Annotated in this window: 15 protein-coding genes; 13 read left to right on the top strand and 2 right to left on the bottom strand. The window is 52.8% G+C overall.

The genetic code is table 11. From position 1 onward, the window contains the following. Positions 1-9 precede the first annotated feature (9 nt). The 9 genes from trpE (at position 10) to NA986_RS03120 (ending at position 9271) form a co-directional block, all read left to right on the top strand. Entirely contained in the window at positions 10-1572 is a 1563-nt protein-coding gene (gene trpE / locus NA986_RS03160) for an anthranilate synthase component I (RefSeq protein ID WP_001194383.1), read from the top strand. Further along, entirely contained in the window at positions 1572-3167 is a 1596-nt protein-coding gene (gene trpD / locus NA986_RS03155) for a bifunctional anthranilate synthase glutamate amidotransferase component TrpG/anthranilate phosphoribosyltransferase TrpD (RefSeq protein WP_000763489.1), read from the top strand. Before trpE ends, trpD begins: the two co-directional genes overlap by 1 nt. A gap of 3 nt (positions 3168-3170) precedes the next feature. After that, positions 3171-4529, top strand: coding sequence for a bifunctional indole-3-glycerol-phosphate synthase TrpC/phosphoribosylanthranilate isomerase TrpF (trpCF, locus tag NA986_RS03150; RefSeq protein WP_023216972.1), 1359 nt, complete (start codon positions 3171-3173; stop codon positions 4527-4529). 9 nt (positions 4530-4538) lie between these two features. After that, a complete protein-coding gene (gene trpB / locus NA986_RS03145; RefSeq protein ID WP_070793990.1) occupies positions 4539-5732 on the top strand; it encodes a tryptophan synthase subunit beta in 1194 nt (397 codons plus the stop codon). Further along, the gene (trpA, locus tag NA986_RS03140) at positions 5732-6538 is read left to right on the top strand and encodes a tryptophan synthase subunit alpha (RefSeq protein WP_023216974.1); all 807 of its coding nucleotides are present in this window, start codon (positions 5732-5734) and stop codon (positions 6536-6538) included. Before trpB ends, trpA begins: the two co-directional genes overlap by 1 nt. A gap of 479 nt (positions 6539-7017) precedes the next feature. Beyond that, the gene (locus tag NA986_RS03135; RefSeq protein WP_000807657.1) at positions 7018-7200 is read left to right on the top strand and encodes a general stress protein; all 183 of its coding nucleotides are present in this window, start codon (positions 7018-7020) and stop codon (positions 7198-7200) included. 89 nt (positions 7201-7289) lie between these two features. Next, positions 7290-7793 carry a YciE/YciF ferroxidase family protein gene (locus NA986_RS03130; RefSeq protein WP_023203186.1) on the top strand — a complete coding sequence of 168 codons (504 nt, stop codon included), beginning with the start codon at positions 7290-7292 and terminating at the stop codon, positions 7791-7793. A 73-nt stretch (positions 7794-7866) separates the two neighbouring features. Then, complete coding sequence (locus NA986_RS03125) at positions 7867-8373, top strand: ferritin-like domain-containing protein (RefSeq protein ID WP_001109977.1); 507 nt, start codon at positions 7867-7869, stop codon at positions 8371-8373. A 19-nt stretch (positions 8374-8392) separates the two neighbouring features. Continuing rightward, positions 8393-9271, top strand: coding sequence for a manganese catalase family protein (locus NA986_RS03120; protein WP_000488354.1), 879 nt, complete (start codon positions 8393-8395; stop codon positions 9269-9271). An 81-nt stretch (positions 9272-9352) separates the two neighbouring features. Here NA986_RS03120 and ompW read toward each other — a convergent pair whose 3' ends face one another. Further along, positions 9353-9991, bottom strand: a complete 639-nt coding sequence (gene ompW / locus NA986_RS03115; protein WP_000714798.1) for an outer membrane protein OmpW — start codon at positions 9989-9991, stop codon at positions 9353-9355. 335 nt (positions 9992-10326) lie between these two features. On the opposite strand from ompW, the gene NA986_RS03110 reads away from it, so the two are divergent. The 4 genes from NA986_RS03110 to yciA all read left to right on the top strand — a co-directional run bounded on the left by NA986_RS03110 (position 10327) and on the right by yciA (position 12658). Further along, a complete protein-coding gene (locus NA986_RS03110; RefSeq protein ID WP_000114954.1) occupies positions 10327-10731 on the top strand; it encodes a YkgJ family cysteine cluster protein in 405 nt (134 codons plus the stop codon). A 25-nt stretch (positions 10732-10756) separates the two neighbouring features. After that, positions 10757-11500, top strand: a complete 744-nt coding sequence (locus tag NA986_RS03105; RefSeq protein ID WP_000028507.1) for a YciC family protein — start codon at positions 10757-10759, stop codon at positions 11498-11500. 56 nt (positions 11501-11556) lie between these two features. Further along, positions 11557-12096 (top strand): septation protein A, encoded by a 540-nt coding sequence (locus tag NA986_RS03100; RefSeq protein WP_000808682.1) that lies wholly within the window; start codon positions 11557-11559, stop codon positions 12094-12096. Positions 12097-12256: 160 nt separating this feature from the next. After that, the gene (yciA, locus tag NA986_RS03095) at positions 12257-12658 is read left to right on the top strand and encodes an acyl-CoA thioester hydrolase YciA (RefSeq protein ID WP_000210317.1); all 402 of its coding nucleotides are present in this window, start codon (positions 12257-12259) and stop codon (positions 12656-12658) included. Positions 12659-12717: 59 nt separating this feature from the next. Here the strand turns inward: yciA and tonB are convergent, their stop codons facing one another. Then, complete coding sequence (gene tonB, locus NA986_RS03090; protein WP_001525247.1) at positions 12718-13446, bottom strand: TonB system transport protein TonB; 729 nt, start codon at positions 13444-13446, stop codon at positions 12718-12720. Between the last annotated feature and the right edge of the window lie 62 nt (positions 13447-13508).

The following is a 13508-nucleotide window of genomic DNA, read 5'->3' as shown; positions in this document are numbered from 1 at the left end:
AGAATAACCATGCAAACACCAAAACCCACGCTCGAACTATTGACCTGCGATGCCGCCTACCGGGAAAACCCAACGGCGCTTTTTCATCAGGTCTGCGGCGATCGCCCGGCAACGCTGCTGCTGGAATCCGCGGATATCGACAGTAAAGACGATTTAAAAAGCCTGCTGCTGGTAGATAGCGCGCTGCGCATTACCGCTTTAGGTGACACTGTCACCATTCAGGCGTTATCTGATAATGGCGCCTCGTTATTGCCGCTACTGGATACCGCCCTGCCCGCTGGCGTGGAGAACGAAGTCCTGCCTGCCGGTCGCGTTCTACGCTTCCCGCCCGTCAGCCCATTATTAGATGAAGACGCCCGTTTATGCTCTCTGTCGGTATTTGATGCGTTCCGCCTGTTACAGGGAGTGGTGAACATACCGACGCACGAGCGGGAGGCTATGTTTTTCGGCGGTCTGTTTGCCTACGACCTGGTCGCTGGCTTTGAAGCGCTGCCACACCTTGAGGCTGGCAATAACTGCCCGGACTACTGCTTTTATTTAGCGGAAACGCTGATGGTGATAGACCATCAGAAAAAAAGCACCCGTATTCAGGCCAGTCTGTTCACCGCCAGCGACCGGGAAAAACAGCGCCTGAACGCCCGCCTGGCGTACCTTAGCCAACAGTTAACCCAGCCTGCGCCGCCGTTGCCGGTCACGCCGGTGCCGGACATGCGCTGCGAATGCAATCAGAGCGATGACGCGTTCGGCGCGGTGGTACGCCAGTTGCAAAAAGCCATCCGCGCGGGGGAGATATTTCAGGTGGTGCCGTCGCGCCGCTTTTCACTGCCCTGCCCGTCGCCGTTGGCTGCCTACTACGTGCTGAAAAAGAGCAATCCCAGCCCGTATATGTTCTTTATGCAGGATAATGATTTCACGCTTTTCGGCGCGTCGCCGGAAAGCTCGCTGAAATATGACGCCGCCAGCCGTCAGATTGAGATTTATCCCATCGCGGGTACCCGTCCACGCGGTCGCCGCGCCGATGGTACGCTGGACAGAGATCTCGACAGCCGTATTGAGCTGGATATGCGTACCGACCATAAAGAGCTTTCCGAACATCTGATGCTGGTCGATCTGGCGCGCAATGACCTGGCGCGCATCTGTACGCCGGGCAGTCGCTACGTTGCCGATCTGACCAAAGTTGACCGCTATTCGTACGTGATGCATCTGGTTTCCCGGGTGGTGGGCGAACTGCGTCACGATCTCGACGCGCTGCACGCCTATCGCGCCTGCATGAACATGGGCACCCTGAGCGGCGCGCCGAAAGTACGCGCCATGCAGTTGATTGCCGATGCGGAAGGACAGCGCCGCGGCAGCTATGGCGGCGCGGTCGGTTACTTCACCGCCCACGGCGATCTGGACACCTGTATTGTTATCCGCTCCGCGCTGGTGGAGAACGGTATCGCCACCGTACAGGCGGGCGCCGGAATCGTGCTGGACTCTGTTCCGCAGTCTGAAGCCGATGAAACCCGTAATAAAGCGCGCGCCGTATTGCGTGCTATCGCCACCGCGCATCATGCACAGGAGACCTTCTGATGGCTGATATTCTGCTGCTCGATAACATCGACTCGTTTACCTGGAACCTGGCAGATCAGCTACGGACCAACGGTCATAACGTGGTGATTTACCGTAACCATATTCCGGCACAGACGCTTATCGATCGCCTGGCGACAATGAAAAATCCGGTGCTAATGCTCTCCCCCGGTCCGGGCGTTCCCAGCGAGGCAGGCTGTATGCCGGAGCTGCTGACCCGACTACGCGGCAAGTTACCGATCATCGGCATTTGTCTGGGGCATCAGGCGATTGTCGAAGCTTACGGCGGTTATGTCGGTCAGGCGGGAGAAATCCTGCATGGCAAAGCCTCCAGCATTGAACATGACGGTCAGGCGATGTTCGCCGGGCTGGCGAATCCGCTACCGGTCGCGCGTTATCATTCGCTGGTCGGCAGTAATGTTCCTGCCGGGCTAACCATTAACGCCCATTTCAACGGCATGGTGATGGCGGTACGTCATGATGCGGATCGCGTTTGCGGTTTTCAATTTCATCCTGAGTCCATCCTGACGACACAGGGTGCGCGTCTACTGGAGCAAACATTAGCCTGGGCGCAGCAAAAGCTGGAACCGACCAACACCCTACAGCCAATTCTGGAGAAACTCTATCAGGCGCAAACTCTGACGCAACAAGAGAGCCATCAGTTGTTTTCGGCGGTCGTCCGCGGCGAACTTAAGCCTGAACAGCTCGCCGCCGCGCTGGTGAGCATGAAAATTCGCGGCGAGCATCCCAATGAAATTGCCGGCGCCGCCACTGCGTTGCTGGAAAATGCCGCCCCGTTCCCGCGCCCGGACTACCTGTTTGCGGATATCGTTGGTACCGGCGGCGATGGCAGTAACAGTATCAATATCTCTACCGCCAGCGCCTTTGTCGCAGCGGCCTGTGGACTGAAAGTGGCGAAACACGGCAACCGTAGCGTGTCCAGCAAATCGGGGTCATCCGATCTGCTGGCGGCGTTCGGTATTAATCTGGATATGAACGCCGATAAATCACGTCAGGCGTTAGATGAACTGGGCGTCTGTTTCCTGTTCGCGCCGAAATATCACACCGGATTCCGTCACGCGATGCCGGTTCGCCAACAGTTAAAAACGCGAACCCTGTTCAACGTACTCGGCCCGCTGATCAACCCGGCGCATCCGCCGCTGGCATTGATTGGCGTCTATAGCCCGGAACTGGTGCTGCCGATTGCGGAAACCTTACGGGTACTGGGCTATCAGCGCGCGGCGGTGGTACATAGCGGCGGCATGGATGAGGTTTCGCTCCATGCGCCGACGATTGTCGCGGAGCTGCATGACGGCGAAATTAAAAGCTATCAACTTACGGCGGAGGATTTTGGCCTGACGCCTTACCATCAGGATCAGTTGGCTGGCGGCACGCCGGAAGAAAACCGTGACATTCTGACGCGGTTATTACAAGGTAAAGGCGATGCCGCGCATGAGGCCGCCGTCGCCGCCAACGTGGCGATGCTGATGCGTCTGCATGGTCAGGAAGATCTCAAGGCCAACGCGCAAACCGTGCTTGATGTTCTGCGCAACGGCACCGCATATGACAGAGTCACCGCACTGGCGGCAAGAGGGTAAATAATGCAAACCGTTTTAGCGAAAATCGTCGCAGACAAGGCGATTTGGGTAGAAGCCCGCAAACAGCAACAGCCGCTGGCCAGCTTTCAAAATGAGATCCAGCCAAGTACACGCCATTTTTATGATGCGCTCCAGGGCGCGCGTACCGCCTTTATTCTGGAGTGTAAGAAAGCATCGCCATCAAAAGGCGTGATTCGCGACGATTTCGATCCGGCGCGTATTGCCAGTATTTATCAACATTACGCCTCGGCGATCTCGGTGCTCACCGACGAAAAATATTTTCAGGGGAGCTTCGATTTTCTGCCGGTCGTTAGCCAAAGCGCGCCGCAGCCGATTCTGTGTAAGGATTTTATTATCGATCCCTATCAGATCTACCTTGCCCGTTACTATCAGGCCGATGCCTGTTTACTGATGCTCTCGGTTCTGGATGACGAACAGTATCGCCAACTCTCCGCCGTCGCGCACAGTCTGAAAATGGGCGTGCTCACGGAGGTCAGTAATGACGAAGAACGGGAGCGCGCGATAGCGTTAGGCGCAAAAGTGGTAGGTATCAACAATCGCGATCTGCGCGATCTGTCGATTGATTTGAATCGCACCCGCCAGCTGGCGCCAAAACTGGGCCACGGCGTGACTGTCATCAGCGAGTCCGGGATTAACACCTATGGTCAGGTACGCGAACTGAGCCACTTCGCCAACGGTTTTTTAATTGGCTCCGCGTTAATGGCGCATGACGATCTTAACGCCGCCGTCCGTCGCGTGCTGTTTGGCGAGAATAAAGTCTGCGGCCTGACCCGCGCCCAGGACGCTAAAGCGGCCTGTGACGCTGGCGCAATATATGGCGGGTTGATTTTTGTGCCCTCATCTCCACGCGCGGTGAGCGTTGAGCAGGCGCGAGAAGTGATAAGCGGCGCACCATTGCAGTATGTCGGCGTTTTCCAGGACGCTGATATCGCCGATGTTTGCCAGAAAGCTGCCGTCCTGTCGCTTTCTGCCGTACAGCTACATGGCAGCGAAGACCAGGCGTATGTCAACGCGCTGCGCGAGGCGTTGCCGAGCAATGTGCAAATCTGGAAGGCGCTGAGCGTTAGCGATGCCCTTCCCGCACGCGATTATCACCATGTCGATAAATACATTTTCGACAATGGGCAAGGCGGCAGCGGGCAGCGCTTCGACTGGTCACTGCTACAGGGGCAACCGCTGGATAATGTATTACTGGCGGGCGGGCTGGCGGCCGATAACTGCGTCCAGGCGGCGCAAGTCGGCTGTGCCGGTCTCGATTTTAATTCAGGTGTGGAGTCACAGCCGGGCATCAAAGATGCTCGTCTTCTGGCCTCAGTTTTTCAGACACTGCGCGCATATTAAGGAAAAAACATGACAACACTTCTCAATCCCTACTTTGGTGAATTCGGCGGCATGTATGTGCCGCAGATCCTGATGCCTGCGCTGAACCAGCTTGAAGAGGCCTTCGTCAGCGCGCAAAAAGATCCTGAATTTCAGGCGCAATTCGCCGATCTGCTAAAAAACTACGCGGGACGCCCCACCGCGCTGACGAAATGCCAGAACATTACCGCCGGTACGCGTACCACGTTGTATTTAAAGCGCGAAGATTTACTGCACGGCGGCGCACACAAAACCAATCAGGTACTGGGTCAGGCGCTGCTGGCCAAACGGATGGGTAAAAGCGAGATTATCGCTGAAACCGGCGCCGGTCAGCACGGCGTCGCCTCTGCGCTCGCCAGCGCCCTGCTGGGTCTGAAATGCCGTATCTATATGGGCGCCAAAGACGTTGAGCGCCAGTCGCCGAACGTCTTCCGTATGCGTCTGATGGGCGCTGAGGTTATCCCGGTTCATAGCGGCTCCGCTACGCTAAAAGATGCCTGTAACGAGGCGCTGCGCGACTGGTCCGGTAGTTACGAAACCGCGCACTATATGCTCGGCACGGCGGCAGGACCGCATCCCTATCCCACCATCGTTCGCGAGTTCCAACGCATGATTGGCGAAGAGACGAAAGCGCAAATCCTCGACAAAGAGGGCCGTCTGCCAGATGCCGTTATCGCTTGCGTCGGCGGCGGCTCAAACGCTATCGGGATGTTTGCGGATTTTATTAATGATACCGACGTCGGGCTAATAGGCGTTGAACCTGGCGGTCACGGTATTGAAACCGGCGAGCATGGCGCGCCGCTTAAACATGGTCGCGTTGGCATCTATTTCGGGATGAAAGCGCCGATGATGCAAACAGCGGACGGGCAAATTGAAGAGTCCTATTCCATTTCCGCCGGGCTCGATTTCCCATCCGTTGGGCCGCAACATGCGTACCTGAACAGCATCGGACGCGCGGATTATGTCTCCATTACCGATGATGAGGCGCTGGAAGCCTTCAAAACGTTGTGCCGCCATGAGGGAATTATCCCGGCGCTGGAATCCTCCCACGCGTTGGCGCACGCTCTGAAAATGATGCGCCAGCAGCCGGAAAAAGAGCAACTGCTGGTGGTCAATCTCTCTGGCCGCGGTGATAAAGACATCTTTACCGTACACGATATCCTGAAAGCGCGAGGGGAAATCTGATGGAACGCTACGAAAATTTATTTGCACAGCTCAACGATCGCCGGGAAGGCGCTTTTGTCCCCTTCGTAACTCTGGGCGACCCTGGCATTGAACAGTCACTGAAAATTATCGACACACTGATTGACGCTGGCGCCGACGCTCTGGAACTGGGGGTTCCCTTCTCCGATCCGCTGGCCGATGGCCCTACCATCCAGAATGCGAACTTACGCGCCTTCGCCGCTGGCGTCACGCCGGCTCAGTGTTTTGAAATGCTGGCGCTGATTCGTGAAAAACACCCGACCATTCCGATTGGCCTGCTAATGTACGCGAATCTGGTGTTCAATAACGGCATAGATGCGTTCTATGCCCGTTGTGAACAGGTTGGCGTAGATTCCGTGCTGGTCGCAGATGTCCCGGTTGAAGAGTCGGCCCCCTTCCGCCAGGCGGCGTTACGGCATAATATCGCGCCGATCTTCATCTGCCCGCCAAATGCGGATGACGATCTTCTGCGCCAGGTCGCATCTTACGGCCGCGGTTATACCTACCTGCTTTCGCGTTCGGGCGTCACCGGCGCGGAAAACCGTGGCGCATTGCCGTTGCATCATCTCATTGAGAAGCTTAAAGAGTACCATGCCGCGCCTGCGTTACAGGGCTTCGGTATCTCCTCTCCGGAACAGGTGTCTGCGGCCGTGCGTGCCGGGGCGGCTGGCGCTATCTCCGGCTCAGCCATTGTCAACATTATCGAGAAAAACCACGCGCCTCCCGAACAGATGTTGGCGGAGCTCAGGTCCTTTGTCTCAGCGATGAAAGCCGCCAGCCGCGCATAACGGGTTAAGCCGTCAGCATAACGCTGGCGGCTTAATGAGAGCTTGGCGCCGAACCAGAATCACGATTCAGACGCAGATCATCAATCTTTTTGGTGTTGTTCCCTGTCCAGCTTTCAAAAAGTCTGAAGTCAATTTTTGCTAAGAAAACTCCTAATCACGCCGAAAAATTTAGCGTTTTCACGTCAATTTCCCCCGCCTTTATGTAAAGAAATGTCAATAAACAATGCATTAACGTTTCTATGGCCGCAGATAGTGACGCTTGTTATTAATAGCAATGCAAAGCATTTTCTGTTAAATCGCTTATTCTAAAAGAAAATATAGAATATATTATCTCTAAACCATTTTTTGTGCGTTATTTACGCGGTAAATCACAACTATTTCCGTCAATTTGACTAATCGGTTTAACCAACTAATTTTAATAGGGTGTCGACACGGTTAAAACCGATTTTTTCAGCAAGCAACGAGACAGGAGAAATAATATGGCCGAACATCGTGGTGGTTCAGGAAATTTCGCCGAGAATCGTGAAAAAGCATCTGAAGCGGGCCGCAAAGGCGGTCAGCATAGCGGCGGGAATTTCAAAAACGATCCGCAACGAGCTTCTGAAGCCGGTAAAAAAGGTGGTCAGAATAGTCACGGCGGACGTAAATCCGATAATTCCTGATTTACTGTAATGTAAATATAACACATGCTTTTATCAAGCAATCTGCGAGTCTTCTGGCTCGCAGTATTTTGCCCAGGAGAATTAGATTTATGAATATCAAAACCGTTGAAGACCTTTTTATCCATCTACTTTCAGATACCTATAGTGCAGAAAAACAATTAACCAAGGCTCTTCCTAAACTTGCCAGAGCCACGTCCAATGAAAAATTAAGCCAGGCCTTTCAATCTCATCTTGAAGAAACCCAGGGTCAGATTGAACGTATTGATCAGATCGTCGAATCTGAATCTGGCATTAAACTGAAAAGAATGAAATGCGTCGCTATGGAAGGGCTGATTGAAGAAGCCAATGAAGTCATCGAAAGTACGGAGAAAAACGAAGTACGCGATGCAGCGCTTATCGCCGCGGCGCAAAAAGTCGAGCATTACGAAATCGCCAGCTACGGCACGCTAGCCACCCTGGCCGAGCAGCTCGGCTATAACAAAGCATTAAAACTGCTTAAAGAAACCCTCGACGAGGAAAAACAAACTGATTTAAAACTTACCGATTTAGCAGTCAGCAATGTTAATAAAAGTGCTGAACGCAAATCGAAATAATATTTTTAATTATCAGCTTGCATGATTCCGATTTTATTATCGGAGCAGATTATCACGCATTGAGGAATGTAAAATGAATTATACTGAACATTATCATGACTGGCTTCGTGACGCCCATGCCATGGAAAAACAGGCAGAATCGATGCTTGAATCTATGGCCAGCCGTATTGAAAATTACCCTGATATAAAAGCCAGAATTGAACAACATATTAGTGAAACCAAACATCAAATTACCATGCTCGAGGAAGTGTTGGACCGTAATGGCATTTCCCGTTCGGTGTTGAAAGACTCCATGAGTAAAATGGCAGCAATGGGGCAATCTATCGGTGGCATGTTCCCTTCCGATGAAATTGTCAAAGGCTCAATTAGCGGTTATGTTTTCGAACAGTTCGAAATTGCTTGTTATACCTCCCTGCTGGCGGCGGCAAAAAAAGCTGGCGACACTGCCTCAATTCCGACGATTGAAGCCATTCTGAAAGAAGAAATGCAAATGGCTGACTGGCTTATCAAACATATTCCGCAGACAACGGAACAATTTTTGCTGCGATCTGAAGCAGATGGCGTTGAAGCCAAAAAATAAATAATAAGCAGGAGGCAATATGTTTCGACACGTAAAACAACTTCAATATACTGTGCGAGTGAGCGAACCTAATCCTGGATTAGCGAACCTGCTGCTGGAACAGTTTGGCGGCCCGCAGGGCGAACTGGCGGCCGCCTGCCGCTACTTCACGCAAGGTTTAAGCGATGATGATGCCGGTCGTAGAGAGATGTTAATGGACATCGCCACCGAGGAGCTGAGTCATCTGGAAATTATCGGCTCACTGGTAGGAATGCTTAATAAAGGCGCTAAAGGCGAGCTGGCGGAAGGCACCGAAAGCGAAGCGGAACTTTATCGCTCGCTGACGCAGAATGGTAATGACAGCCATATCACCTCTCTGCTGTATGGCGGCGGCCCGGCGTTGACGAACTCCGGCGGCGTACCGTGGACCGCGGCTTATATTGATACTATCGGCGAAGTCACAGCCGATCTACGCTCAAACATCGCGGCAGAGGCGCGAGCGAAGATCATTTATGAACGCCTGATTAATTTGACCGACGATCCTGGCGTAAAAGACACGCTCAGTTTCTTAATGACCCGTGAAGTCGCGCACCAGCTCTCTTTTGAAAAGGCGCTGTATTCGATTCGTAACAACTTCCCGCCGGGTAAATTACCGCCGGTAGAACAGTATACCGACGTGTACTACAACATGTCGCAAGGCGACGATCCGCGAGGTAGCTGGAATAGCGATGAGAACTTCAACTATGTCGCAGAACCGATGCCTGCTGTTGATGGCGGCGATGGCCTGGCGACAGTGAAATTGCCGCGCGAGCAGATGGCGCTGCTCAAAGCGATGGCAGAAAGAACGAAATCGGACCCCACCGTTGATCCTCTCACTGGCGCAGAACTAGGCTGCGGCGAACCGAAAGAAGACAAGTGAGTTCCGACAAGTAAAATCCGTGTGTCATGTCCTTTTTTGACCCCGCCTGGCGGGGTCTTTTTTCGTCACAACATCACGCGATTAGAAACGATAGCCTGCCGAGAACATAAATACCCATGGGTCCAGACGCACGCTGTCATGCTGCTGCACGCCGCCCATTTTATAATTGGCGGTAGTATCAATATCCATGTACCAGACAGAGGCGCCAATTAACCAGTCGCGGTTAATCAGGTAATCTACCCCAACTTGCCCGGCCGCGCCCCAGGAATCCTTAAAGCTCAGATCGGACAGCCCGGTCTTTTTACCATTATCGTTAAAGTCGTTATCGAAGAAGGTGGTGTAGTTCACCCCCACGCCGACATAAGGACGCACTTTGCTGCTGGAATCGCCGAAATACCACTGCGCCATTAACGTTGGCGGTAACAGGTGGACCGTGGCGATATCACCCGTCGCGCCCGTACCCACCTTATGGCGGAACGGCGTGGCCGCCAGCAATTCAACCCCGATATTGTCCGTCGCCATGTAAGTGAATGTCAGGCCGAGTTGCGTGTTATTACTCACATCAAACCCGTTTAAATGCCCCAGCGTACCACCCGCCCCTTCTGTAGGTCTGACGGTTGCCGGACCTGCACGCATAAAGAATTCTCCGGCTTCGTGCGCGAACGCGCTGCCTGAGAGAAGAGTTGTTAACGCCAGTGCCGCCACTGTAAATTTTTTCATACCCGCTCCATCGTTATGGTTATAAAAGCGTGATGAATATACCCACAATGAAGTAATAAGTGATCTAACACAGATCACATTTGTTCTTATAATTTAACATTTATTGATCCAGATTAATTTAGAACTTGTATTGAAAATCCTGGTTATAGGAGTTCAGATCAATTTTGACATATTCACGCTATGCAAATATTTGTCTGCTCTGTTGCCCTGGCGATAAAGGCTGGCTAAGGTAATCAATGTCCCGCAATGGCGCGTGGCGTTAAGATTCGCGAACACTGCGGGACAGATTAATTTCCGTTGTAATCTATTGATACGTGAGTTTTTGCAGGTGAATCATGAGCGTTCTTAACCCATGCATGACATGCGGTGCCTGTTGTGCCTATTTTCGTGTCTCCTTTTATTGGGCTGAAGGCGACGATGCCAGCGGATGCGTTCCGGCGTCATTAACCGAGCCCGTTACCCCTTTTTTACGTTGTATGGCCGGTACCAACCAAAAACAGCCGCACTGTAAAGCGCTAATTGGCACGCCGGGTGAAAACGTCAGTTGCGCTATTTATGAAAACCGCCCTTCAACCTGTCGCGAATTTTCGATATCGGGCGAAGGAGGCGAAGTGAATGAGGCGTGCAATCGCGCCCGCGCGCGATACGGATTACCGCCGCTTTACAAAGATATGCTTTTCCATACAACTGCTGATGCTGCCACTGTAGAGTTATCCAGGGTACAATTGCCCGCAAATTAACACCTGCAAAACTCAAGGAGAGTGCATGTCTATCACGGCGAAGTCCGTTTACCGTGACGCCGGAAATTTTTTCCGAAATCAATTTATTACTATCTTGCTGGTTTCGTTGCTGTGCGCATTTATCACGGTGGTCTTAGGTCATGCCTTTTCACCCAGCGATGCGCAAATCGCGCAACTCAGTGAAGGAGAACATCTGGCAGGCAGCGCTGGCCTGTTTGAGCTGGTACAAAATATGACGCCGGAGCAGCAGCAGATCCTGTTGCGCGCCTCTGCCGCCTCGACGTTTTCCGGGCTTATCGGCAATGCTATTCTGGCCGGCGGTATCATCCTGATGATTCAGTTAGTTTCAGCAGGACATCGGGTTAGCGCGCTGCGCGCTATCGGCGCCAGCGCCCCTGCATTGCCTAAACTGTTTATTCTTATTTTTCTGACTACCCTGTTAGTGCAAATCGGTATAATGCTGATTGTCGTTCCGGGGATTATTATGGCCATTGTGCTGGCGCTTGCGCCAGTGATGTTGGTTGAAGAGAAAATGGGCGTGTTTGCCGCAATGCGCAGCAGTATGCGTTTAGCCTGGGCTAACATGAGACTGGTCGCGCCCGCGGTGATAGGCTGGTTACTGGCTAAAACATTGCTATTGCTGTTCGCGCCCAGCTTCGCTGTACTGACCCCAAATGTAGGCGCTGTACTGGCGAATACGTTGAGCAATCTGATTTCCGCAGTATTGCTTATCTACTTATTCCGCCTGTATATGTTGATTCGCCAATAATCCGCAATGCGCCGTTACGCGGCGCATTCGACGCTCGTTGATGATGGAATCGAAGAATGAAGCAGTTTCTGGATTTTTTACCGCTGGTTGTCTTTTTTGCGTTTTATAAACTTTATGACATCTATGCGGCGACCTCCGCACTGATTGTCGCGACGGCAATCGTGCTGATTTATAGCTGGGTGCGCTATCGGAAAATAGAGAAGATGGCGCTGATTACCTTTGTTCTGGTTGCCGTCTTCGGCGGTCTGACGCTCTTCTTCCATAACGATGAATTTATTAAATGGAAGGTGACGGTTATTTATGCGCTGTTCGCCGGCGCGCTGTTAATAAGCCAGTGGGTGATGAAAAAACCGTTAATCCAACGTATGTTAGGTAAAGAACTGGCGTTGCCGCAGCAGGTCTGGTCAAAGCTGAACCTGGCGTGGGCGCTGTTTTTTATTGCGTGCGGTCTGGCTAACATTTATATCGCCTTCTGGTTGCCGCAAAATATCTGGGTCAACTTTAAGGTCTTTGGACTCACGGCGCTGACGCTCATTTTTACCCTGCTGAGCGGCGTCTATATCTATCGGCATCTGCCACAGGAAGATAAATCATAACCCTCCCGTGACTTATCATCGCCAGACTGCGAACGCCTGGCGATATTTTCTCCACCTTTACGCCCTGCGCTTTCCCGTCAGTACCTTTATTCCCTCTATTCTCCACACAAAATTCATAGTAGCATCGCGGCTGTAATTTTTTCTGATAGTCGGTTTTACAATGACAACAATGGATAATACTCCTCAGGGCGAGCTGGTTTTACGTACATTGGCCATGCCTGCCGATACCAATGCGAACGGCGATATTTTTGGCGGCTGGCTGATGTCGCAAATGGATATTGGCGGCGCGATACTGGCCAAAGAGATCGCGCACGGTCGGGTTGTAACCGTACGCGTGGAAGGAATGACATTTCTGCGCCCCGTCGCGGTTGGCGATGTCGTATGCTGCTACGCGCGCTGCGTTAAACGCGGTACGACGTCTATTAGCATCAATATTGAAGTCTGGGTGAAAAAAGTCGCGTCAGAACCGATTGGACAGCGCTACAAGGCCACCGAGGCGCTGTTTATTTATGTTGCCGTCGATCCGGACGGTAAACCCCGCCCGCTCCCGGTTCAGGGTTAAGTATACCCGCTTACGCCGCCAGCAGGTGATGGTATATTCCTGGCTGGCGGCGCCAGAGATTACTCAATCTGCGCCGTACCGTTCAGACGGAAGATAATATTGACCACCAGCCCGGAACCCGGCTTGCCTGCTTCATAGCGCCATTTTCGCATCGCATTCTTAACTTCACGCTCAAACATATTGGCTGGCTGCGCGGACAGAATCTGTACATTTTCCACTCGCCCAGCAGAGGTCACGTCAAACTTCACCTTTACGCGGCCTTCAATACGTAACGCCTGTGCTCGCGCCGGATATTGCGGCTGGTTACGGCTCAGAGCGCGAGGTCCAGTGGGCACGCTCACCGCCGGCTTGCTGGTCGCCGATGCGGTGCTGCTTGTTGGCCGCGCCGGGGCGCTATTTTCAAACGGTGAGGCAGGACGCGGCGCAGCCGGTTTGACTTCGCGCTTCGGCTGCTCTTCAACCTTTTTCACCGGTTCCGGTTTCGGTTTTGGCTTGGGTTTTGGCTTAGGTTTGGGTTTCTCAATCACCACGGGCGCTTCTTTAGGCGGTTCAGGGATCGGCTCTGGCTCCGGTTCGGGTTCAACCACCGGCTCCGGCGGCGGCTGAACCGCCTGGGGCGGCTCCAGGTCAGCGGGTGAAACCATTGTCACCGTGATAGGCTGCGCTGGCGCAGGCAATTCAATAACCTGATGTACCGAGGTATAGAGCAAACCTGCCACTACAGCACCATGAATGCCTACGGAAAGGAGTGTCGGCCAGGGAAAGCGACGAGGTAAATCAAGGGTCATTGTATTGTAGCTATTCGGCATTGTAGCATTAGCCATAACGTTTATAAGTTCATCTTTAAATG

This window comes from Salmonella sp. NW177 (genome assembly GCF_051811585.1).
Lineage (GTDB): Bacteria > Pseudomonadota > Gammaproteobacteria > Enterobacterales > Enterobacteriaceae > Salmonella > Salmonella enterica.
Note: the sequence above shows the minus strand (reverse complement) of the source record. Positions and strands in the feature narration are given on the sequence as shown.